20 protein-coding genes and 2 pseudogenes are annotated in these 21,427 nt (G+C 44.0%); 20 read left to right on the top strand and 2 right to left on the bottom strand.

Features of this window, described 5'->3' with window-relative positions; genetic code table 11:
- Positions 1 to 79: 79 nt before the first annotated feature.
- From DWZ60_RS20725 to DWZ60_RS07845, 20 genes and pseudogenes are all read left to right on the top strand, one after another.
- Positions 80 to 343 (top strand): annotated as a pseudogene (locus tag DWZ60_RS20725) (exonuclease domain-containing protein); the annotation flags it as partial.
- A 272-nt stretch (positions 344 to 615) separates the two neighbouring features.
- Positions 616 to 1,029, top strand: coding sequence for a hypothetical protein (locus tag DWZ60_RS18050; RefSeq protein ID WP_243036565.1), 414 nt, complete (start codon positions 616 to 618; stop codon positions 1,027 to 1,029).
- Between the two features lie 122 nt (positions 1,030 to 1,151).
- The gene (locus DWZ60_RS07940) at positions 1,152 to 2,777 is read left to right on the top strand and encodes an AAA family ATPase (RefSeq protein ID WP_117761366.1); all 1,626 of its coding nucleotides are present in this window, start codon (positions 1,152 to 1,154) and stop codon (positions 2,775 to 2,777) included.
- Positions 2,778 to 2,859: 82 nt separating this feature from the next.
- The gene (locus DWZ60_RS07935) at positions 2,860 to 3,090 is read left to right on the top strand and encodes a hypothetical protein (RefSeq protein ID WP_117510543.1); all 231 of its coding nucleotides are present in this window, start codon (positions 2,860 to 2,862) and stop codon (positions 3,088 to 3,090) included.
- 92 nt (positions 3,091 to 3,182) lie between these two features.
- Positions 3,183 to 3,788, top strand: a complete 606-nt coding sequence (locus DWZ60_RS07930; RefSeq protein ID WP_117761365.1) for a thymidine kinase — start codon at positions 3,183 to 3,185, stop codon at positions 3,786 to 3,788.
- A 330-nt stretch (positions 3,789 to 4,118) separates the two neighbouring features.
- A complete protein-coding gene (locus DWZ60_RS07920) occupies positions 4,119 to 4,697 on the top strand; it encodes a histidine phosphatase family protein (protein ID WP_119221481.1) in 579 nt (192 codons plus the stop codon).
- Positions 4,694 to 5,188, top strand: a complete 495-nt coding sequence (locus DWZ60_RS07915) for an AAA family ATPase (RefSeq protein ID WP_117510549.1) — start codon at positions 4,694 to 4,696, stop codon at positions 5,186 to 5,188. Before DWZ60_RS07920 ends, DWZ60_RS07915 begins: the two co-directional genes overlap by 4 nt.
- Positions 5,189 to 5,215: 27 nt before the next feature.
- Positions 5,216 to 5,656 (top strand): GNAT family N-acetyltransferase, encoded by a 441-nt coding sequence (locus DWZ60_RS07910; protein ID WP_117814375.1) that lies wholly within the window; start codon positions 5,216 to 5,218, stop codon positions 5,654 to 5,656.
- A 25-nt stretch (positions 5,657 to 5,681) separates the two neighbouring features.
- Positions 5,682 to 6,206 carry a GNAT family N-acetyltransferase gene (locus DWZ60_RS07905; RefSeq protein ID WP_055225836.1) on the top strand — a complete coding sequence of 175 codons (525 nt, stop codon included), beginning with the start codon at positions 5,682 to 5,684 and terminating at the stop codon, positions 6,204 to 6,206.
- 277 nt (positions 6,207 to 6,483) lie between these two features.
- The gene (locus DWZ60_RS07900) at positions 6,484 to 6,918 is read left to right on the top strand and encodes a hypothetical protein (protein WP_199669406.1); all 435 of its coding nucleotides are present in this window, start codon (positions 6,484 to 6,486) and stop codon (positions 6,916 to 6,918) included.
- Between the two features lie 522 nt (positions 6,919 to 7,440).
- Positions 7,441 to 9,405 carry an ABC-F family ATP-binding cassette domain-containing protein gene (locus DWZ60_RS07895; RefSeq protein ID WP_118640507.1) on the top strand — a complete coding sequence of 655 codons (1,965 nt, stop codon included), beginning with the start codon at positions 7,441 to 7,443 and terminating at the stop codon, positions 9,403 to 9,405.
- A gap of 460 nt (positions 9,406 to 9,865) precedes the next feature.
- Entirely contained in the window at positions 9,866 to 10,867 is a 1,002-nt protein-coding gene (locus tag DWZ60_RS07890; protein WP_117814373.1) for a calcium/sodium antiporter, read from the top strand.
- 12 nt (positions 10,868 to 10,879) lie between these two features.
- Entirely contained in the window at positions 10,880 to 11,569 is a 690-nt protein-coding gene (locus DWZ60_RS07885; RefSeq protein WP_117761361.1) for a TMEM165/GDT1 family protein, read from the top strand.
- Positions 11,570 to 12,032: 463 nt separating this feature from the next.
- Entirely contained in the window at positions 12,033 to 13,619 is a 1,587-nt protein-coding gene (locus DWZ60_RS07880) for an AAA family ATPase (RefSeq protein WP_055225808.1), read from the top strand.
- 38 nt (positions 13,620 to 13,657) lie between these two features.
- Positions 13,658 to 14,140: a prolyl-tRNA synthetase associated domain-containing protein gene (locus DWZ60_RS07875; RefSeq protein ID WP_055268132.1), complete on the top strand. Its 483-nt coding sequence runs from the start codon at positions 13,658 to 13,660 to the stop codon at positions 14,138 to 14,140.
- Positions 14,141 to 14,186: 46 nt separating this feature from the next.
- Positions 14,187 to 14,540, top strand: a pseudogene (locus tag DWZ60_RS20720) (AAA family ATPase); the annotation flags it as partial.
- Between the two features lie 145 nt (positions 14,541 to 14,685).
- Positions 14,686 to 15,435, top strand: a complete 750-nt coding sequence (locus tag DWZ60_RS07865) for a nucleoside phosphorylase (protein ID WP_118595647.1) — start codon at positions 14,686 to 14,688, stop codon at positions 15,433 to 15,435.
- 80 nt (positions 15,436 to 15,515) lie between these two features.
- A complete protein-coding gene (locus DWZ60_RS07855) occupies positions 15,516 to 16,055 on the top strand; it encodes a kinase (protein ID WP_243038252.1) in 540 nt (179 codons plus the stop codon).
- A 113-nt stretch (positions 16,056 to 16,168) separates the two neighbouring features.
- Complete coding sequence (locus DWZ60_RS07850) at positions 16,169 to 17,857, top strand: AAA family ATPase (RefSeq protein WP_119221479.1); 1,689 nt, start codon at positions 16,169 to 16,171, stop codon at positions 17,855 to 17,857.
- Between the two features lie 13 nt (positions 17,858 to 17,870).
- Complete coding sequence (locus DWZ60_RS07845) at positions 17,871 to 18,317, top strand: GNAT family N-acetyltransferase (protein ID WP_055225986.1); 447 nt, start codon at positions 17,871 to 17,873, stop codon at positions 18,315 to 18,317.
- A gap of 107 nt (positions 18,318 to 18,424) precedes the next feature.
- Here the strand turns inward: DWZ60_RS07845 and DWZ60_RS07840 are convergent, their stop codons facing one another.
- Both DWZ60_RS07840 and DWZ60_RS07835 read right to left on the bottom strand, forming a co-directional pair.
- Positions 18,425 to 19,561 (bottom strand): glycerate kinase family protein, encoded by a 1,137-nt coding sequence (locus DWZ60_RS07840; protein WP_119207681.1) that lies wholly within the window; start codon positions 19,559 to 19,561, stop codon positions 18,425 to 18,427.
- Complete coding sequence (locus DWZ60_RS07835; protein WP_119221478.1) at positions 19,561 to 21,159, bottom strand: AAA family ATPase; 1,599 nt, start codon at positions 21,157 to 21,159, stop codon at positions 19,561 to 19,563. The genes DWZ60_RS07840 and DWZ60_RS07835 overlap by 1 nt, the downstream gene beginning before the upstream one ends.
- Positions 21,160 to 21,427: the final 268 nt, after the last annotated feature.

Below are 21,427 nucleotides of genomic sequence, written 5' to 3'. Positions count from 1 at the left end.
AATTGCCAGATAGTTGCTCATTATATCAAAATCATTTATAATAGGGACAGACGACACAGAATGAAGGATTGACAATACAATGGACTATGTGATTTTTGACCTGGAATGGAACCAGTGTCCCTATGGAAAAGGAAAAGAGAACCCGAAGCTGCCATTTGAGATTATTGAGATCGGCGCGGTGAAGATGGATGGTGAGCGGAATGTGCTGGGAACGTTTCACCGGATTGTAAAACCGGTGGTCTACCAGCATCTCCATCACCGGACGCGCGAGGTCGTCGGACTGACAGAAGAGGATCTGCAGAACGGAATCCCATTTGCGCAGGCCGTGCAGGAATTTTTTGCATTCTCCGGCGGTGCGTGCATGTTCGGCACCTGGGGACCGGGAGACCTGACGGAGCTCCAGCGGAACATGAAATTTTATAACCTCCTGTCGCTGATCCGCGGGCCGATTCATTTTTACGATGTACAGAAACTGTTCGCGATCCAGTACGAAACGATGAAGAGCCGCCGGGCGCTCGAGTACGCCGCCGACTTCCTCCATCTCCCGAGGACGAGCATTTTCATCAGGCGCTTTCGGATGCAAAATATACGGCCGACATTTTTGCGCGCATCGATATGGATGTTGTGCTGGCGTACGACTCGATCGACGTATATCAGAACCCGAAATCGAAAAAAGAGGAGATCCACGCCGTCTATAATGGCTACACGAAATTCATCTCCCGCGAATTCGACACAAAAGAAGAAGCCATGCACGACCGCGAGGTCTGCAGCACGCACTGCTGCATCTGCGGGAAAACGGCAAGAAAACGCTTACGCTGGTTTTCGGCCGGCGGGAAAAACTACTACTGCGTAGCCTGGTGCCCGGAGCACGGATATTTGAAAGGCAAAGCCCGCATGAAACATTCGGATGAAGGAAAACTCTTCGTCGTGAAAACCATCCGCATCAGCAGCGAACAGGAGGCGGGGGAAATCCGGCAGAAGAAAGAGAACCTGCGGAAGAAGAGGAATCAGAAGAGGAAAGAAATGTAAGAAAGGCAGAGGAAATGGAAACGGGATAAAAGGTTTCATTTCTTCTGCCTTTTTAATTGGAAAACAGAGCGGGATCGGTTATAATAAAAAATAATGGAACGTATGAAAAGAGGAGGCGCAGAATGGGAGCTTATTTAAACAGTCAGACACCGTATACCCTGTATCAGAGTGAGAGCCGCAGCCCGTATTTTGTGGATAAAACAATGCTGCTGCAGGAACTGTTTCCCTATGTGGCTGCAGGGAATCGCCATCTTTGCGTCACAAGGCCGCGCAGATTTGGAAAAACAATTGCGGCCAATATGATCAGCTCGTTTTTTCAGAAGGGTATTGATTCAGGTGAACTTTTTGACCGGCTTAAAATTTCAGAAGCGGATGACTGCCAGAAATACAAAAACAAGTATAACGTCATTCGGATTGATTTCAGTAAAATGCCGAGAAACTGTGAATCTTACCGACAGTATATCGAGCGTGTGGAAGAACTTCTGATCAGTGATCTGCGGGAAGCGTATCCGGATGCAAAAACCAGTGAAACAGATGCGATTGGAGATATTCTGGAAGAGATCTTTCAACAGTATCATGGCGAAAAATTTATTTTTGTTCTGGACGAATGGGATTTTATTTTTCACAGGGGATTTATAACAGAAGCGGATAAAGCAAAGTATGTGGCATTTTTAAGTAATCTGCTGAAGGACCGTCCCTATGTGATTTTATCGTATATGACGGGAATTTTGCCGATTGCGAAATATTCCAGCGGATCGGAACTGAATATGTTTGCGGAGTTCACGATGGTAAATTCACCAATGTTCGGAACATACTTTGGATTTACAGATGACGAAGTGGATGATTTGTATGAAAGGTACTGTAGAGAATGCGAAAAACAGAGAAAAATAAAAAATGTGACGCGAAAAGGTCTGCGAGACTGGTATAACGGTTATTATACAAAATCGGGAGAGCGGGTATACAATCCACGCTCCGTTGTTTTTGCACTACAGTTTAACAATCTGGCAAATTACTGGACCAGCTCAGGTCCATATGATGAAATTTATTATTACATTCGAAATAATGTATCCGACGTCAGGGATGACCTTGCACTGATGGCAGCAGGAGAGTCAGTTTCGGCAAAAATACAGGAATATGCGGCCACTTCCATGAACCTGTCTACGAGAGATGAAATTTACTCTGCGATGGTGGTGTATGGATTTTTAAGCTATTTGAATGGAAAAGTGTCTATTCCGAACAGGGAATTGATGGAGAAGTTTGATGAGCTGCTGATGAAGAATGAATCTCTGGGATATGTATATCGTCTGGCGAAAGAGTCCGAGAAAATGCTGAAAGCGACTCTGGCGGGAGATACGCATACGATGGAAAAAATTCTGGAACTGGTGCACGATACGGAAGTTCCGCTGCTGTCGTACAACCATGAGACAGAATTGTCAGCCATTGTCAATCTGGTATACCTGGCTGCGCGTGACAGTTACCGGGTAGAGCGTGAGGATAAGGCGGGAGTTGGGTATGTGGATTTTATTTTCTATCCATATGATCTGACCGCAGATGGAATTATTCTTGAACTAAAAGTAGACCACACTCCGGAAGAAGCAATTCAGCAGATCAAAGACAGGAAGTATGCATTAAAATTTGTGCCGCGGCTTGCAGAACAGAAAAAGTATACAGGAAAAATACTGGCTGTGGGAATTGGGTATGAAAAGACGGAGAAAAAGCACAGGTGTAGAGTGGAAAGCTTAAATTGAGTGCTTGAGAGGTAAGAGAACTATCGATAAAAGCAGGTTTGTCGGTAGTTTTCTGTTATAGAGAAGAAATGGGGGCAGAGCAATGAAAACAATCCATAAAATTTCCGGAATTTTTCTGTGGTGTGTCGTTGGCGTGTTTCTTGGAAAGAGCGTTTATACGTATTATGACTACACAGCACACCCCGGTTTGTATGAGACGTGGTCTGCACCGTGGTATACAGGGATTCTGCGGGATGGCGTAATTGCGGCGGTTCTGATTGCGGTGACGCTGGCGGTTCGGTGGGTGATTCAAAGAAAAATGAGGAAGGAATAGAAGGCGATGATTTTTAAGAGACTTGGCTTGATGAGGAGTCGTTTTTACGGAAAGAACTGAAAGAATAAGAAAAGACAAAAGGACGAAAAACAATGGCAAAATTATATTTCCGCTACGGCGCGATGGGCAGTTCGAAATCTGCTAATATTTTGATGGTTCGCTATAATTATGAGGAGCGCGGGCAGTATGCTGTCCTGTTGAAGCCGCGGACGGACAACCGCGACGGAGAACATGAAATCAAGTCCCGCATCGGGCTGGAGGCACCGGCGGAATATGTGGATGAATTTTTAAAAGAAATTTCAGAGACCTGGAGTGCAGACAGCGGGGAATACCGGTATCACGGAAAGAAAGTGGATGCGGTTCTTATCGACGAGGCGCAGTTTCTTTCTCCGGAGGAAGTTGATACGCTTTCGGACATCGTGGATTTTTATGGGATTCCGGTTCTCTGCTACGGTCTGCGTGCGGACTTCCAGACACATCTGTTTCCGGGTTCGAGAAGATTGATGGAAATCGCTGACATCATCGAGGAAGTCCCAACGGTCTGCTGGTGCGGAAGACGGGCGCAGTGCAATACGAGATACGCAGACGGAAAAATCGTTCGGGAAGGCGCGCAGATTTTCCTTGGATCGAACGAGAGTTATGTGGCGCTTTGCAGGAAACATTATAAAGAAGGAAAGCTGTGGAAGGAAGATGAGTAAGATAACAATATATGAAGTACAGGAGAGAATGCCGCGGATGGAAACGCTGGTGGAACTGTGGGAAGCTTCCGTCCGTGCGACACATCATTTTCATCGTTAATAGGAGCTTCTTTTGCAACAACATCCATTCGTATCAGTTTATCAAGAATATCCACAAGAGCAGGTCCGCTGGAAACATTTGATTGCTGCAATATAATCTTTTCTGGGATAATACTCCGTTTTGCACCATGCTTTTTATCGCTGGGGAACATCAGAAAAAGGATATGGAAAAAAGCCGATGGAGATGTTTTTGATTAAAAAACTTTAGGAATAACAGCAGGGGAGAGTGAAATGAAAAAAATATTTTTAATGAGGCATTCCATCCCGGAAAAAGGGGATATGCCGAATGAGCAGATTCCTCTATCGGAAAAGGGAAAAGCGCTTGCTGTATCAAAAAGAAATATATTTTCAAATGTGGACAGATGCTTTTCTTCACCTTATCGGAGAGCAATGGAAACGGCTGAATTCATCGCAGATCACCCGGTCATTGTGAAGGAGCTGCATGAAAGAACGATCGGGGATGCCAGGGAGGATTTCTGGCTGAAACAGTATGAAGATCACGATTTTCGCAATCTGGGCGGGGAATCATTAAATCAGGTGAAGGTCCGAATGAAAGCAGCGATAGATTCCATTGTCTGCCAGATGGAAGAGGGTGAAACGGCACTCGTGGTTTCTCATGCGACGGCGATCTGTGCATATTTGCTTTCTTACTGTGAAATTGAAGTGAAAGATGCGGAAAACAAAGTAAGAAAAATATCTTTCCATGGAAAAGAAATCCTGAATGGCAGATTTCGGCCGGCAGATGGATTTGAAATCCTTTTTGAAAACGATATTTTTTCGGATATTCGTGTTATGGGGAGAGAAAAATGAAAACATTATATTTGATCGGCGGAACGATGGGCGTTGGCAAGACGACGGTAAGTCAGCAGCTGAAAAAAGATCTGGCGAACAGCGTTTTTCTTGACGGCGACTGGTGCTGGGACGCCGATCCGTTTCAGGTGACGGATGAGACGAAAGAGATGGTGATGGACAACATCTGTTATCTGCTGAATAACTTTCTGCACTGCAGCGCTTATGAAAACGTTATTTTCTGCTGGGTGATGCATGAGCAGAGTATTGTTGATGAAATCGTCAGTAAGCTGGACACGGAAGAATGCAGAGTGATTAAAATTTCGCTGATTGTGGATGAAGCAAATTTGCGGAAGCGGTTATTATCCGACATCGCAAATAAGATTCGTACGGAAGAGATTATGGACAAAAGCATTGCACGAATTCAGATGTATCAGGTACTTGATACGGTAAAAATTGATACGAGTAATAAGAGTGTCTGTGAAATTACAGAGGAAATTGCAGCACTTTAAGATCAAAAAACAAGGAGCCAAACCAAAATGACCGAACGAATCATAGACAATGAACTCCGGCTGATCCCATATTACAGGAATGACGAGGCCTCTCTTCCGTGGTATCAGGATCTGGACGTGTGTAAGCAGGTGGACAACCGGGAGGAGCCGTATGATGTGGAGCTGTTGCATCGGATGTATGATTATCTTACCGCGCACGGTGACTGCTATTATATAGAATATAAGGGCGTGCTGGTGGGAGATGTTTCGCTGAGAGAGAATAGTGAAATCGCTGTCGTTGTCTGTAAAGAATACCAGAATCAGCATATCGGAAGACGGTGCGTTCTGGAGATGCTGAAGCTTGCAAGAGAAAAGGGAATGGAGCGGGTAAAAGCCAATATTTATTCTTTTAATGGACAAAGCCAGCGCATGTTCCAGTCGGTCGGATTTGAGAAAACGGCGGAGGAATGGTATGAGTCTAAGCTGTAAGTGATTGCAGAGAAAGAGAGAAGAAATGAACATAAAATACAATCAGCTGTGCATTAGAAATGCCGAAAAGAAAGATTGTGAACAATTAGCCGTCTGGTGGAACGATGGAACCGTCATGGCCCACGCCGGATTTCCAAACGGGCTTGGGACAAGCGCAGCGGAAATTGAAAAACAGATTGCCGACGACAGCGATGAAACAAGACGAAGACTCATCATAGAATACAACGATGTGCGAATCGGCGAAATGAGTTTCTATGTATTCGAAAATCATCGATATGAAATCGGAATCAAAATCTGCGAATCCGATTACCAGGAAAAAGGCATTGGAAGAGTTGTACTGAGCATGCTCATAGAAGAATTGTTCCGCATGGGAGCCAACGTTATTTTTCTTGATACCAACCTCAAAAACACAAGAGCACAGCATGTCTACGAAAAACTCGGCTTCCGCAAAACCGCAGTCCATTACAATTCCTGGAAAAATCAGCTGGGGGAAATGGAATCTTCTGTCGACTATGAGCTGACGGCGGATGAGTTTTGCAATCTGAAATAGAAATTGTAAAATAAATGAGGGACGAGTGTAAAGAAAGTTCGATGGGAGAAAGAAGTATGGTATCTTTGACATTGTCTAAAAAAGAAATGGGTTTTCACTGGGTAAGGTTTATGCCTGACAGGACTTGCTCGTTTCTTTTTTTGCTTTATAAACGATTATGATTTATCCATTGCGGCAGTGTTAATGTAAAAACAGCAAGTCCTCTTGACAATGTGATTAGCCTGAACTAACATGAAGCTATAAGAAACATAAACGGTAGTCTGAGGAGGAATGTGAGATGCTGTTGTTGCAAAACATATTATACTGTCTTCTGTTTATTCTGATGGTAAAGTGTCTGGTAAGAAATGATGGAATGAACTGTGTTTATTTTTACCCAAAGGAATATATAGAAGAAGCCGATAAACGTGGACTGATCGACAAAGATGCGGTCATGAAAAAAGGAAAGCAGGTTATGATTCCATTTTGCATCATTTTGTTCGTGGTGCTGATCGCGATCATTTTTGTCTGGAATAAAGTCACCGATTTCAAGACGGCATATCTCCAATCCTACCTCTTCCTTGTGGTGATGAACTGGTTCGACGGAATTATGCTTGACCGGGTGTGGGTTGGACACAGTAAAATATGGGAGATCAAAGGAATGGAAGGGATTCCGTACATAAAACCATGGAAAACCGTGCTGACAAAACGAGCCTGGCGACGATTCTGTATCTGATCATTGCACTTGTGACAGCTGGGATTGTAGTGCTGGTTGGGAAAATCTGTTAAGAGACAGCATTGAAAAAAAGAGAAGAATATTATATACTACTCATGAGTAGTATTTTTGCGTAAGGGACTTTCGGAATATATAGGAAGTTAAATATCTCTGTTACTGGAGCAAATCAGTAAAACAGAGATATTTTTATGCCGCAGGCGTACCAAATTTGATTCGAAAAATTTTTGGCATTGAGAACGAAGGGCGGAGACGGTATAATGGAAGCAGAATTTTAACATCAGTAGACAAGAAGTCCCCCGCTTCTAAAGCGGTGGGATGAATTGTTAACATCAGTAGACAAGAAGTCCCCCGCTTCTAAAGCGGTGGGATGAATTGTTAAAAGAAACATAACAGCAGTGGCGGGCGGAGAGAAATCGGTATCCTCCACTGACATGAGGTAAGTCACAGTCGAACTATTTTCGACATGTCAGACTCCGTGAAAATACCGACTGTGAGGTTCACACAACAGAAAAGGTATAAAACATGAGATATCAGATCAGAAATGCAAAAGTACAGTTTGGCGCGGATACGATTTTAAACAGTGTGAATTTCGAAATTCACGATACAGAAAAAATTGCAATTGTCGGTAGAAACGGCTGTGGAAAAACGACGCTGCTGCGGCTGATTGCTGGGGATATTGAGATGAGTAATCTGGACAGCGACGAGACCTGCGGGATTACAATGAGCGGAAAACAGAACATCGGTTTTCTGCGCCAGATTAATTTTACCGATGGAGATGTGCCGGTAAAAGAGGAGCTGGAGAAGGCTTTCTCAGAAGTCTTTGCGTGCGAGGCACGAAAAAAGGAAATCGAAAAGCTGCTCGCCGAGACGGAAGATCACAAAAAGCTGCTGGCGGAGTACGATTTTCTGGAGCGGAGAATCGAGAGTCTGCACGGGTACAGCTGGAAAAAAGATATGGAAACGATGTTCCAGAAATTTGGTTTTGCGCTCGAAGATCTGGAAAAACCGATCGGTGAATTTTCGGGCGGACAGCAGACAAAAATTGCCCTAATTCAGCTCCTCTTACAGCGCCCGGACATCCTGCTTCTGGACGAGCCGACCAACCACCTCGACATCGCTGCAGTGGAGTGGTTGGAAAATTATCTGAAAAGCTACGAAAATGCCGTTATCATTGTATCACATGACCGCATGTTTCTGGACCGCGTGATTGATGTGACGTATGAAATCGAATACGGTGACATCAAACGGTATCCGGGAAATTATTCGGCATTTGTGAAACAAAAAGAAGAAGCACAGATCAAACAGGAAAAAGACTATGAAGCGCAGCAGAAGGAAATCGAGCGTCTGACGGCGTGGATTGAAAAATGGAAAAATACACCGACAAAAGTTGCGGCCACCCGTTCGAAACGAATGGCGATCGAGCACATGGTAAAAATTGAGAAACCGCGGCGGTTTGACACGAGGACATTCCACGCCTTATTCCATCCGGTACGCGAAAGCTATACGGATGTGCTCACGATGAAGAAACTGAAAATCGGATACGATACCGTCCTGAGCGAGGTTTCGGCCGTCATCAAAAAAGCAGAACGGATTGTGATCATCGGAGAAAACGGAAAAGGAAAATCGACGCTTCTGAAAACCGTTGTGGGCGAAATCAATCCACTGGGCGGAAGTTATCAATTTGGAAACCGCGTGGATTTTGCCTACTTCGATCAGCACAAAGCAGTCAACCAGAAATTCGACCCGGAGCAGACGGTGCTCGACTATTTCTGGAGTCTTTATCCGAACCTGCTTCGCAACGATGTCCGAAGCGCACTGGGAGCCTTTCTGTTTTCCGGTGAGGATGTCGAAAAGAAAATGGGGCAGCTCTCCGGCGGTGAAAAAGTGCGGCTGGAGCTCTGCCGGATTTTCTATACGAAACCGAATTTCCTGATCCTGGACGAGCCGACGAATCACATGGATCTGGCGGGAAAAGAAGCGCTGGAAAAAATGCTGACCAGCTACGAGGGAACCGTTTTGTTCGTATCGCACGACCGTTATTTCATCAACCAGGTGGCAACCGGTATTCTGGAGTTCGGCGAGAGCGACGTACAATTTTACGAAATGAATTATGCACAGTATCTCGAAGAAATCAAACGGCAGACGCCGGGCAGAGAAACGGGAAATGCGGGAGGAGCTGTACGAAAACCGGCCGACGTTCCGACGCTGGATGATGTGTTTGACAAAAAGAAATATTATAACCCGGGAAAAATTCTGTCCCGCTTAAAACGGCAGCTCGAAAAATACGAGGAGCAGCTTGCGGAGAGTGAGAGCAGAATGTCAGAGCTTCAACTGGAAATGATGGACCCGGAACTTTCCGCAGATTACGAACGGCTGATGGAGCTTCAGACGAAAATAGACGAAGAAAATCAGACACAGGAATCCCTGCTGGAACGCATGATGGAAACGGAACTGGAACTCGAAGAGATGGAAACACAGGACGAATAGAGAGGTGAGTACCATAGAAAAGATAGATCAGTCTAAAAATGGACTATCATGAAAATGAAGTTTTTCTCGTTTTAGGATATTCGGTTTGTTATATTTTGTAAAGTATTCTGCACCCATGACTGGTATGCATTCGTAAGCGGGGCTGAAATCTTTCGGATAAAAAAGTCAAATTTTGTTGACAACCCCGAAGACATTTGATAGTATTTATCAAGTAATGTAATATTCCATGAGGGAGTAGTTAGCACGAATGTGTGATTTGTCAACATTCTGATTATAAGAAAAGAGTATAATCTGGCAAATCTTAAATAATGAGACTCATGTATATCGATGAATCACCGGTGTATCGCATATCGGATGTTCCTTGATATACATGAGTCTTTTTTTGCGGATAATGAGTAAAACCTGCTTCTGTTAACGATACTATTTTGGAATATATGCTTGGAAAACAAAGGAGGAAAACATGGAAAATTTCATCAACAACGCCCCGTTTGCTCTTGTGCTTGTCTGTCTCGTCATCGGTTTTGTCCTGCTGATCAAAGGTGCGGACTTTTTCGTAGAAGGAAGCTCAAGCGCAGCAAAGAGACTGCACGTTCCGTCGATCATCATCGGACTGACCATTGTTGCCATGGGAACATCACTTCCGGAGACCGCGGTCAGTGTATCGGCTTCACTTACCGGCAACAACGAGCTTGCCGTCAGTAATGTCATCGGTTCCAATATCTTTAACCTGATGGTTGTCATCGGTGTCTGTGCCGTACTGACTACTGTAGAAGTTGCAAAGGAAACCATCAAAAGAGACATCCCGCTGTCCCTGATCTGCGCCGGACTTTTAATGGTTTTGGGAATCAGCGGACTCGGCGATAAATCCGGTATGATGCTCGGTCACCTGGACGGCGTGATCTTAATTGGATTCTTTGCAGGTTACATTGTCTACATGGTTCAGATTGCATTAAAGGCAAACCGAGAAGGAAAAAAAGTTGAAATTGAAGGCGGTTTGGACGAGGATATTAAGCTGCTTTCCGTTCCGAAGAGTATCGTGTTCATCGTCGGCGGAGCAGTCGCCATTGCAGTCGGCGGAGATGTGACCGTAGATGCCGCAGCGAGAATCGCGGGCGATCTCGGAATGAGCCAGACTCTGATCGGACTGACCATTGTTTCCATCGGAACTTCCCTTCCGGAACTCGTAACTTCTATCGTTGCTGCGAGAAAGAATGAAGTTGATATGGCACTTGGCAACGCGATCGGTTCCAATATCTTCAACATTCTTATGGTACTTGGCATTGCATCCGCAATCAGCCCGATGGCCATTATTACGGAAAATATAATTGATTTGTGTGTATTGATCGTATTCACGGTATGTGTATGGATTTTTGCAGGAACCAAAAAGAAAATCGGAAGAGTTGAAGGTTTCTGTATGGTCGCATTTTATGCCGCATATGCCATTTATATCATTATAAGATAAGGGGAATGGAAAATGGTGTTATTTCTAAAGGTGTTTCTTACCGAGTTCATCGCAGAGATGGGCGATAAGACGCAGCTCATGCTGATTGCGCTTACTTCGAAGTACAAGCTGAAAGACATTATCCTGGGAACCGCAGCCGCGATTCTGGTACTGAATGGAATGGCGGTTCTCGCAGGCGGCCTCGTCAGCGAATTCATTCCGGACTGGCTGATTAAGACGATTGCAGCACTCGCATTTCTTTACTTCGCAGCATCCACCATTTCCGGTGATGATGACGAGGAAGAGGAAGAAGGCGGCAAATCCAAAATTCGGTTCGCACCGCTCGCCGTTTTCTGTACGTTCTTCGTAGCAGAGCTCGGAGACAAAACACAGCTTACCGCAATCACCTTTGGTGCAAATGAAGGTATGGGATCCGCATTCGTTGTATGGATCGGATGTTCTCTCGGACTGTTCGCAGCGGATATTCTCGGAATGCTGGTCGGCTACCTCTTAAAGAGCAAGACACCGGATGGGCTGCTGAATACACTGGCGTTTGTCATCTTTTCAATTTTCGGTGTATACACACTTTACCAGGGACTGAAACTGATCAGCGCAAGCGTCTGTCCACTGCCGGTATGGCCGGTACTGATCGCAGCAACGGCTGTTTTTGTTGTTGTATGTGTCTGTCTTTTTGTGAAAAGAGAGAAGAAAAAAGCAAAATAAAAACTGCGTGCCGCATACTCATGATTTTGATGAGAAATGCGGCGCGTATTTTTTATGCGGCAAAATGAAAGTTTACCATTGAAGCATTTATAGGGTATAATATTTTGTAACTATTCAGAGTCCCATCTCGCCATATGAAATTCCAGAAAAATAGCTCATTCATGTAAACATGATTCGCGATTTTTCTTCCATTTCGCATGGCTCTGAATAGTTACAATATTTTCAAATCATTATTTACGAGGATGAAGGATAATAACATGTCTGATTTTAGTATCAACGAAATGCAGGAAATGCAGAAAGCGGGAAAAATGCGGACTGAAAAACAGAAGACCGGAATTGTATGGGATTCTCACAGGAGGACGAAAGTGAAAAACCGGAAGCTGCGTGGGAAAATCCTGTCCTTGTGATAGTCCGAGGGATCAAGTATAATGAGTCATATAAAATGTTGACGGGAGGGATTTGCATGGGAAGTTATCTGAATCCGGGAAATGAAGCATTTGCGGTTGCATTAAATTCTGAGATTTATGTTGATAAAACAGGACTGCTGACTTATACGAATAAAGTCATGAACACTCTGCAGGGATATATCTGCAACAGCCGCCCGCGGCGGTTTGGAAAATCAATTACGGCAAACATGCTCACCGCGTATTACAGCAAGGGCTGCAGTTCGAAAGAAATGTTTTCCGGGCTGGAAATCAGCAGGGCAAAGGATTTTGAAAAACATCTGAATCAGTATGATGTGCTCCACTGGGATATCCAATGGTGTATGGAACCGGCAGGCGGACCGGAGCGGATTGTTTCTTATATCTCAGAAAAAACGATTTCGGAGTTAAAAGAATATTATCCCCATATCCTTCCAGAAGAAATCCGGTCACTGCCGGAGGCGCTGTCGCGGATCAACGCGGCATCCGGGACAAAATTTATTGTGATTATAGACGAATGGGATGTTCTGATTCGTGACGAGGCGGCGGATCTCAAAACACAGGAAGAATATATCAATTTTCTGCGGGCGATGTTCAAAGGGACGGAGCCGACAAAATATATTCAACTGGCATATCTGACAGGTATTTTGCCTGTAAAAAAAGAAAAGACACAGTCGGCGCTGAACAATTTCAAAGATTATTCGATGCTGTATGCCGGGCCGATTGCACCATATGTAGGTTTTACAGAAACAGAAGTTCAAAAACTATGTGAAGTATATGGTCAGAAGTTTGAAGAAGTCAAACGATGGTACGACGGTTATCAGATTGGGAAATATCATGTATACAATCCAAATGCCGTTGTGAACCTGATGCTCGAAGGCGAATTCCAGAGCTACTGGTCCGGAACCGCATCCTATGAGGCGATTGTTCCGCTGATCAATATGGATTTTGATGGCCTGAAAAGTGCCGTAATCGAAATGCTTTCAGGAGATCATGTTCCGGTTGATGTTACCTCTTTTCAGAACGATACCGTTAGCTTCGCCAATAAAGACGATGTGCTGACGTATCTGATTCACCTTGGATATCTGGCCTATGACCGGACATTTAGAACTGCTTTTATTCCGAATGAGGAAATCCGTCAGGAATTGATTCTGGCAACGAAAAGGAAAAAATGGAATGAGTTGATTGTATTTCAAAAAGAATCAGAGCAGCTTCTGAAAGATACAATTCAGATGAATGGAAACGCAGTAGCAAAAGAAATTGAAAAAATTCACAGGGAATATACTTCTGTGATTCAGTATAACAATGAAAACTCACTCAGCAGTGTTCTGTCCATTGCCTATTTGAGTTCCATGCAATACTATTTCAAACCAATCCGCGAATTTCCCGCGGGTCGTGGATTTGCAGACTTTGTGTTTATTCCAAAGCCGGAGTTTCAGAATTATTACCCGGCGCTTGTTGTGGAACTGAAATGGGACAAAAGCGTCAGAGCAGCATTAGATCAGATCAGAGACAGAAAATATCCGGAGTCTGTTGCATGCTATGCAGGGGAGCTTTTGCTGGTGGGAATTAACTACAATGAAAAAACAAAAGAACATGAATGCCGGATTGAAAAGTATGAAAAATAAGGGCATATTTCAATTTCAGTTTACAGAGATAAAAGAGTATGGATAAGATAGAGATATATCATTATTTAAAAAGGCAAAATATAGCGTATGAAATTACGGAACATAAGGCAGTTTTCAATATGGAAGAAGCAGATGCTGTTGATTTGCCGTATCCAGAGTGGGGCGCTAAAAATTTATTTGTTCGCGATGATAAAAAACGTAATTATTATTTGATAACGATGAAAGGGAACAAGCGAGTAGATTTGAAAGCGTTTCGCAGGCAACGTGGTCTGCGTGCACTTTCTTTTGCAGCTGCGGAGGAATTATTTGATATTATGAAACTGATACCCGGTGCCGTTACGCCGCTTGGTATTCTAAACGATGCCGAACACAGAGTTCAAGTCTTCATGGACGTGGAATTTGTCGGAAATAAAATTGGTGTTCATCCAAATGATAATACAGCAACCGTTTGGATGCAGGCTGATGATTTAATGAAAATAATTCAGAAGCATGGAAATACTGTGGAATACGCATGTATATAATCGAAAGGTATTGCTGAAAAGTCTGAAAAAAGAAAAGTTCACAAACAAAAATGGTTCTCATTCTGCACTAAATATGTTTACCGAGTATTCCATGACAGATCCCGGTGATCTGGCGGAATATTTTGGCTTCACAGAGCAGGAGATATCTGCCCTCTGTGAAAAATATGAGATGAGTTTTGAAGAAGCAAAAACGTGGTACGATGGTTATCAGTTGATTGCGCATCGGCAGACGGGAGACGAAATTTATTCCATGTATAGCCCGAAATCTGTGGTAGAAGCCATGCTGCGCCACAGATTCGGAACCTATTGGAACCAGACGGAAACGTATGAGGCCTTAAAAATTTATATTCAAATGGATATGGATGGCCTGAAAGATTCTGTGGTTCGAATGCTTGCCGGTATCAATTATAATAAAAAACGAAGAAACATGAATGTGTTATTGAGGCAATGCAAAAATAAAAAACGGAAGTCTCATATCTGCGTAGTAAGGGCGGCGGATATGGGACTTTTTGATAAAGACAATTAAAATTTATGGAGGAGAAAGAATGATTATTGATTCTTATGATATCAACAGCGAGCCGATTGTAAAGCTGGAGAATTTTTATGGGGAGAAGCAGCATCTGGTAAAAAAATGTATGGTAATTTTTTCAAAAGTAATATATGAATACATGCTTGAAAAATTCCCATGCCGACAGATTGCAGAAGTAAGAGCATGCAATGGAAATATACCGGTTTGGACTCTGCCATATGAGGGAGAAACGATTGGTTTCTATCTGACGCCAATTGGTTCGGCTCTGGCAGCAGGAACGATTGCCGAAGTCAATCATTTAACAGGAGCATCCGTCTTTATCATGTTTGGCTCGTGCGGCAGTCTGGACAAAGAAGCAACCGATGGAAAGTTTATTCTCCCAACGGAGGCATACCGGGGAGAAGGACTGTCCTATTATTTTGCAGAACCACAGGACTACATAAAAATAAAAAACACGGACAAACTGGCGGAATTTTTCAAAGAAAGGAAACTGCCATACGTTCAGGGGCGCGTATGGACGACAGACAGTATGCTTCGGGAAACGGTAAATCTTGTAAGAAAAAGAAAAGAAGAAGGATGCATTGCCGTGGAAATGGAACTCGCAGGCGTTCAGGCGATCTGTGATTTTTATGGATTTGAACTGTATGATTTTCTTATTGCGGGAGATGTGCTGATCGAAGGAAACTATGAAACGGATGGATTATCTGCCGCTAACCACGATCTGGACAAGCTGTTTCTGGCGCTGCAGATAGCGAAAAGTGTATAAAATTATAATGTTTGAGGAAAAAGAAATATTTCAGAGCCGTTTGCAGAAACTTTTAGATAATACGAAAGCGGGAATTATGTATGGAGAATGGAATGACAATGGGCGATTGCTTACGGACGAATAAATTAATCATTTTAAGAGGAAATTCCGGCAGTGGAAAAACAACTATTGCAAAGGAATTACAGCAAGTGTTCGGAAATAATACAATGCTGATCTCGCAGGATGTTATCCGAAGAGATATGCTCAAAGTCAAAGACGGAGAAAATACAAAGGCGCTGCCTCTTCTGGAAGAACTTCTGCGATATGGAAGAAAACACAGCGAGATTGTTATTCTGGAAGGAATACTGAATGCGGAATGGTATCGTGCATTATTTGAGCTGGCAGTAGCTTTATATGGAAAAAATATATACGCATATTACTTCGACCTCCCCTTCGAGGAGACCGTGAAGCGCCACAAAACAAAGCCGAACTGCAATGATTTCAGTGCAGAAGATATGCAGAGATGGTGGAACGAAAAAGATTATACATCCGTTCTGTATGAAACCAGAATAACGGCGGATCAGGACAGAGAAAGCATAGTTCGTGACATCTGTCAAAACATAATATCCAATGGAAAATAATTGCTTCGGACAGGGAATGATCTTTGTTCTGCCAGAGAAATATGATAAAATAGAAACAGAAATAAATTTTTGCAAGCCTGTCGGTGGTAAAGGATTTAGGAAGGAGCAGACCCATGAAATCAGTAATTTCCATTGGAAATCAGGATTTTATATCCATCAGAAAGAATAACTGTTTTTATATCGATAAGACGGATTTTATCAGGGAATGGTGGGACAATCAGGACAGTGTTACTCTGATCACACGCCCAAGAAGATTCGGCAAGACCCTGAATATGAGTATGGTCGAATATTTCTTTTCCGTAAATCATTCCGAATGCAGCAAATATTTTGAAGACCTTGTCATCTGGAAAGAGGAAAGATTTCGTAAGCTGCAGGGAACGTATCCGGTGATTTCCCTCAGCTTTGCAGATATCAAGGCAACCACATATGAGACTGCAAGAAGAACGGTAATTCGTAAGCTGGTAAAATTATATAGTACTTTTGAATTTGTCAAATCCAGCAAAGTATTAAATGAAAAAGACCGCGCCTATTTTGATTCCGTTGAAGAAAATATGTCGGATGATGCGGCAGCAGTAGCTGTCAATTATCTGTCCGATTATCTGAGCCGCTATTACGGAAAAAAGGTGATTATTCTTCTGGATGAGTATGATACTCCTTTGCAGGAATCGTATATTCATGGGTATTGGGAGAATCTTACTGCGTTTATCAGAAGCCTGTTCAATTCCACATTCAAAACGAATCCCTATATGGAACGGGGACTGCTGACAGGAATAACAAGAGTCAGTAAAGAATCTATCTTTTCCGATCTGAATAATCTTGAAGTTGTAACAACAACATCGGAAAAGTACAGCGGCTCGTTTGGCTTTACAGAAGAAGAAGTCTTTCATGCGCTGGAGGAAAATGGGCTGTCCGATGAAAAAGGAACCGTCCGCTATTGGTATGATGGATTTTCCTTTGGAAAACGGAAGGATATTTACAATCCGTGGTCCATTACAAAATATCTGGACACGGGAGAATATGGAACGTACTGGGCAGACACCAGCGGAAATATGCTGATCTCCAATCTGATCCGTCGAAGTCCTGCAAAGATCAAGACGGAAATGGAAGATTTATTAAACGGCAGAGTGATCTGCACAGAATTGGATGAGCAGGTTATTTTTGAACAGCTTGGCAGAAAGCGGGGAGCCATCTGGAGTCTTATGCTTGCGAGCGGATATCTGAAAGTGGATCGGTACGAAATGGATAACCGAACAGGAAAGCGCCAGTATGATTTGAAAGTGACAAATCATGAGACAATGCTGATGTTTGAACAAATGATAGAGGACTGGTTTACAGAAGAAGATTCTGCATATGGCAATTTTAAAGATGCTCTGCTTGCCGGAGATCTGGATTATATGAACCAGTTTATGAATCAGGTAGCACTTCAGACATTCAGCAGTTTCGACACGGGCGGAAAACCATCAGAGGAACTCGAACCAGAAAGATTTTACCATGGATTTGTCCTTGGGCTGATTGTTGATCTGGCCGGAAAATACAGAATCACTTCCAACAGAGAAAGTGGATTCGGAAGGTATGACGTAGTAATGGAGCCATTGAAAGAAAACCTGGATGCGATCGTAATGGAATTTAAGGTTCAGAACACATCAAAAGAAAAGTCGCTGGAAGAGACGGTGGAGCATGCACTTCGTCAGATTCAGGAAAAACAGTATGACACAGAATTGCTTGCCAGAGGAATCGCAAAGGAGCGGATCAGGTATTATGGATTTGCGTTTCGGGGGAAGAAAGTGTTGATTGGAAATTAAAATGAGAGAAAATATGAAAATCAGAAAAGCAGAACTGAAAGACCTGTCCAGAATTGCGGAAATTTTCGTGTTCAACAACCGAATCAATTATTTCCCGATTTTTCACGAGGAGGCCTATTCCTTCGGTGAAATGCAGGTAGTCCCGATGATCGACCAGTACTTTAAGAAAGAAGAAATCTTAAACCGCATCTATGTCTACGATGATGGAATTATAAGAGGTTTTACAGAAATCAACGGAACCGAAATCTGTAAACTATACGTAGATCCATGTCTGCAGAACAACGGAGTCGGCCACGGGCTGATTACCTTTGCAATTGAAAAGTTTGACGCAGACCATCTATGGGCATTGGAGAAAAATACGCGTGCCATTGCGTTTTACAACCGCCACGGATTTCGGTGGACAGGAACGAAACAGCTGGAAGCAGGAACGACAGAATATCTGCTGGAATTAAGACGATGAGAGCACGACGTGTTTTCTGTCCTTCCTGCAAAAATTAAAGCAGGAGAAAACGGTCTTGTATTTTAACCGACTCAAGCAAGTAGCGAAGCGGATTGCGAATATCCGCTTTACTGAAGCAAAAATAGCCGAAAAGCCTGTTCCACGGTATCTGTCATATTTTCTGCCGCATTTTCTATGTCCATAGCTTCTTCGAGTGAAACGACGCTCCGCATAATAGGGAAAAAGGCATCAATTCCGGCGGCGTTGCATGTGGATGCATCTTTTGTAACACAGCCTGAGAATGCAAGGACAGGTTTGCCGTATTCTTTTGACAGTTTTGCAACTCCGATCGGCGCTTTTCCCATCACGGTTTGCCCATCGAGCTGTCCCTCACCGGTGATGACAAGATCAGCGTCTCTCACATCATCACGAAGTCGGGTTTCATCCAGTATGATCTGAATGCCGGGTTCCAGTGAAGCAGAAAGAAACGTCTGAAAAGCAAATCCAAGTCCGCCTGCAGCACCCGTTCCGGGAAATTCCGCGTCGACGTTCGGGAATGTTTTCCGGCAGAGTGCGGCGTAGGAGGCAAGCGATGTGTCCATACGTTTGATCATGACAGCATCCGCGCCCTTCTGCGGTCCGAAAACGGCGCTGCAGCCGTTGGAACCGCAGAGCGGATTCGTTACATCGCAGGCAATACGGAAGGTGCATTCCGAAAGTTCCGGCAGAACGTGATCTGCCGTAATCGTGGTAAGAGATTCCAGTCCGACAGCACCAAAAGGAACCTGTTTTCCTTCTGCATCGAGCAGTCCGAAACCGAGTGCCTGTAGCATACCAATACCGCCGTCATTTGTGGCACTTCCGCCGATTCCAATGATAAAGCGGTGGCAGCCATTGCGGATGGCATCGCAGATAACCTCACCGACACCGTACGTTGTGGCGTACAGCGGATTTTTCTCATCGCCGTGTACCTGCGTAATACCGGCAGCCCCCGACATCTCGATAATGGCGGTCTGCGTTCGGTCGATGATGCCATACGGGCAGATAACCTGCTTTCCGGCAGGACCGGTCACCGAAACGGAGACAAGCCGTCCGCCAAGACCTTCGGTCAGTGCCTGAACGGTACCTTCACCGCCATCGGCAAGCGGGCGCACAACCGTCTCCACCTTCGGATCGACACGATAAATCCCGGTGGCGGCCGCTGTTCCAGCCTGCAGAGAGGAAAGGCTTCCTTTAAAAGAATCAATTGCAATCACAACTTTCATCATTTTTCTCCTGATTTCAAATATTTTTCAATCCGACACTCATGCACCTTCGTCTTCTTATCATAATTAACACCAACCAGCAGAATATCCCCTGTATAAGATGCAATGGAAGCCGGGTAATGCTGTCTTTTAATTTGATCCAGTGCCGTTTTCGCATTCTTGTTCCATTTCAGTTCTACTACAAGCGCCGGAAAATCGTATCGGTATTCCGGCTTTGGCAGAAAGACAAAATCGGAAAAACCGCGCCCGGTCGGAAGTTCACGAATGGGTTTGAAGTAATATTGCATCGTACTTAAATAAGCAATCGTGAGGACACAACTGAGCGAATTTTCATTATGATACTGAATCACGGAAGTATATTCCTCATGGACCTTTTCAATTCCGGCAGCGACAGCATTTTCATCCATATCGAGCGTAGCATCTAAAAGATCCGCAGATTCCTGCTGGAAAGCGAAAAGTTCATTCCAATGATTGGAAGTCACCGCAGTCAGAAACTCCCTGCGGATTTCTTCGTTGGGAATATATGCCATCTGTGTCTGCTGATTGTAGGCAAGATAGCCCAAATGAATCAGCAGCGTCAGAACATCATCTTTATTTACAAAGCTGACCATGTCATTTTTAAAAGAGGTAACCATGACAGGAACTGCGGCGCCGGAAAGCATCTCCAGAATTGCTGTTTTCAATCCGTCAAAATCCATATTGATAAAAGGAACCATCGAGTCGTATGTGCTCGTCTCCGACCAATAGCTTTGGAATGTCCCATCCAGAAGCAGACTTGTCACCGCGTTTGGATTGTATACATGGTAATTTCCAAGCAGATAGCCGTCGTACCATCGTCTGACTTCCTCAAAATTTTGTCCGTATTTCTGACAGAGAGCGGAAACTTCATCTTCTGTGAATCCAATATAGGAAGCCAGCGGGCCTGGATTCAGCATGGAATACTGATGAAGATTATTTAAGGCAGACTGCGTTTTCAATTTTTTGATCGGAAGAATACCCGTGAGAAACGCAAGCTGGATATATTTCGTCGGTTCCGTCCCTTTGAACATTCCACGAAGAAAATTAATGTAATCATCCTGAATTTTCTGGTTGGAGGCCTCATCACGAATCAGGACATCCCATTCATCAATAATAATCACAAATTTCTGTCCGGTCGCCTCTTTGATCCGGGACAGAGCGTCGGGAACGGTGGAAACTTCCGGCGGAAGCTGATCTGCATAGATGGTACGCAGCTCGGCCAGTGTACATTCTGTAATGTAGGCCACAATCTGTTCCGGATCGCTGACATTCGAAAGAAACCACTGGATGTCCAGATGAATCACATCGTACTGGTTCAGATGCTTCTCAAAGTCTGCCGTCTGGCTGATCGCAAGGCCAGAAAACATCTTTCTGGAATCACAGCCCTTGCTGTAATAGGCCGCCAGCATATTTGCAGCAAATGATTTTCCAAACCGCCGCGGGCGGCTGTTGCAGATATAGCCCTGTATGGTGTCCAGAACTTTGTTGGTATACGATAAAAGTCCTGTTTTGTCCACATAGATTTCAGAATTGAGAGCAACCTGAAATGCACTGTTGTCCGGATTCACAAATCTTCCCATGATTTCACTTCCTTTCCGTTTTTTGATTATACCCCGATTTTACCATTCCCCCATCCAAATAGCAACGCACACCCCCGAAAATCCCGTAAAATCGCGGAAAAGAACCGATAAAATATGCTTTCCACTCTTGACAACGCTTACAGCCCCTAGTTATAATAAGGCATGAAAAACGATGACGAAGACAGTAGTCTGCGCGTGAACGGTCTGTGGAAAGCGAGCCGGGGATGGTGGGAGTCCGGTACAAGTAGCGGCAGGTGAACATCACTTC

Origin of the sequence: Blautia sp. AF34-10, assembly GCF_003477865.1 — a bacterium.
In the GTDB taxonomy this organism is placed as follows: Bacteria; Bacillota; Clostridia; order Lachnospirales; family Lachnospiraceae; genus Fusicatenibacter; species Fusicatenibacter saccharivorans.
Note: the sequence above shows the minus strand (reverse complement) of the source record. Positions and strands in the feature narration are given on the sequence as shown.

Bases quoted from the DNA above. Each gene is read 5' to 3' on its own strand.
- DWZ60_RS07880 (WP_055225808.1), top strand. From the start codon at position 12,033: ATGGGAAGTTATCTGAATCCGGGAAATGAAGCATTTGCGGTTGCATTA.
- DWZ60_RS07865 (WP_118595647.1), top strand. From the start codon at position 14,686: ATGATTATTGATTCTTATGATATCAACAGCGAGCCGATTGTAAAGCTG.
- DWZ60_RS07855 (WP_243038252.1), top strand. From the start codon at position 15,516: ATGGAGAATGGAATGACAATGGGCGATTGCTTACGGACGAATAAATTA.
- DWZ60_RS07875 (WP_055268132.1), top strand. From the start codon at position 13,658: ATGGATAAGATAGAGATATATCATTATTTAAAAAGGCAAAATATAGCG.
- DWZ60_RS07905 (WP_055225836.1), top strand. From the start codon at position 5,682: ATGAACATAAAATACAATCAGCTGTGCATTAGAAATGCCGAAAAGAAA.
- DWZ60_RS07915 (WP_117510549.1), top strand. From the start codon at position 4,694: ATGAAAACATTATATTTGATCGGCGGAACGATGGGCGTTGGCAAGACG.
- DWZ60_RS07895 (WP_118640507.1), top strand. From the start codon at position 7,441: ATGAGATATCAGATCAGAAATGCAAAAGTACAGTTTGGCGCGGATACG.
- DWZ60_RS07900 (WP_199669406.1), top strand. From the start codon at position 6,484: ATGCTGTTGTTGCAAAACATATTATACTGTCTTCTGTTTATTCTGATG.
- DWZ60_RS07840 (WP_119207681.1), bottom strand. From the start codon at position 19,561: ATGAAAGTTGTGATTGCAATTGATTCTTTTAAAGGAAGCCTTTCCTCT.
- DWZ60_RS07910 (WP_117814375.1), top strand. From the start codon at position 5,216: ATGACCGAACGAATCATAGACAATGAACTCCGGCTGATCCCATATTAC.
- DWZ60_RS07845 (WP_055225986.1), top strand. From the start codon at position 17,871: ATGAAAATCAGAAAAGCAGAACTGAAAGACCTGTCCAGAATTGCGGAA.
- DWZ60_RS07890 (WP_117814373.1), top strand. From the start codon at position 9,866: ATGGAAAATTTCATCAACAACGCCCCGTTTGCTCTTGTGCTTGTCTGT.
- DWZ60_RS07920 (WP_119221481.1), top strand. From the start codon at position 4,119: ATGAAAAAAATATTTTTAATGAGGCATTCCATCCCGGAAAAAGGGGAT.
- DWZ60_RS07940 (WP_117761366.1), top strand. From the start codon at position 1,152: ATGGGAGCTTATTTAAACAGTCAGACACCGTATACCCTGTATCAGAGT.
- DWZ60_RS07835 (WP_119221478.1), bottom strand. From the start codon at position 21,159: ATGGGAAGATTTGTGAATCCGGACAACAGTGCATTTCAGGTTGCTCTC.
- DWZ60_RS07935 (WP_117510543.1), top strand. From the start codon at position 2,860: ATGAAAACAATCCATAAAATTTCCGGAATTTTTCTGTGGTGTGTCGTT.
- DWZ60_RS07885 (WP_117761361.1), top strand. From the start codon at position 10,880: ATGGTGTTATTTCTAAAGGTGTTTCTTACCGAGTTCATCGCAGAGATG.
- DWZ60_RS07850 (WP_119221479.1), top strand. From the start codon at position 16,169: ATGAAATCAGTAATTTCCATTGGAAATCAGGATTTTATATCCATCAGA.
- DWZ60_RS07930 (WP_117761365.1), top strand. From the start codon at position 3,183: ATGGCAAAATTATATTTCCGCTACGGCGCGATGGGCAGTTCGAAATCT.
- DWZ60_RS18050 (WP_243036565.1), top strand. From the start codon at position 616: ATGGATGTTGTGCTGGCGTACGACTCGATCGACGTATATCAGAACCCG.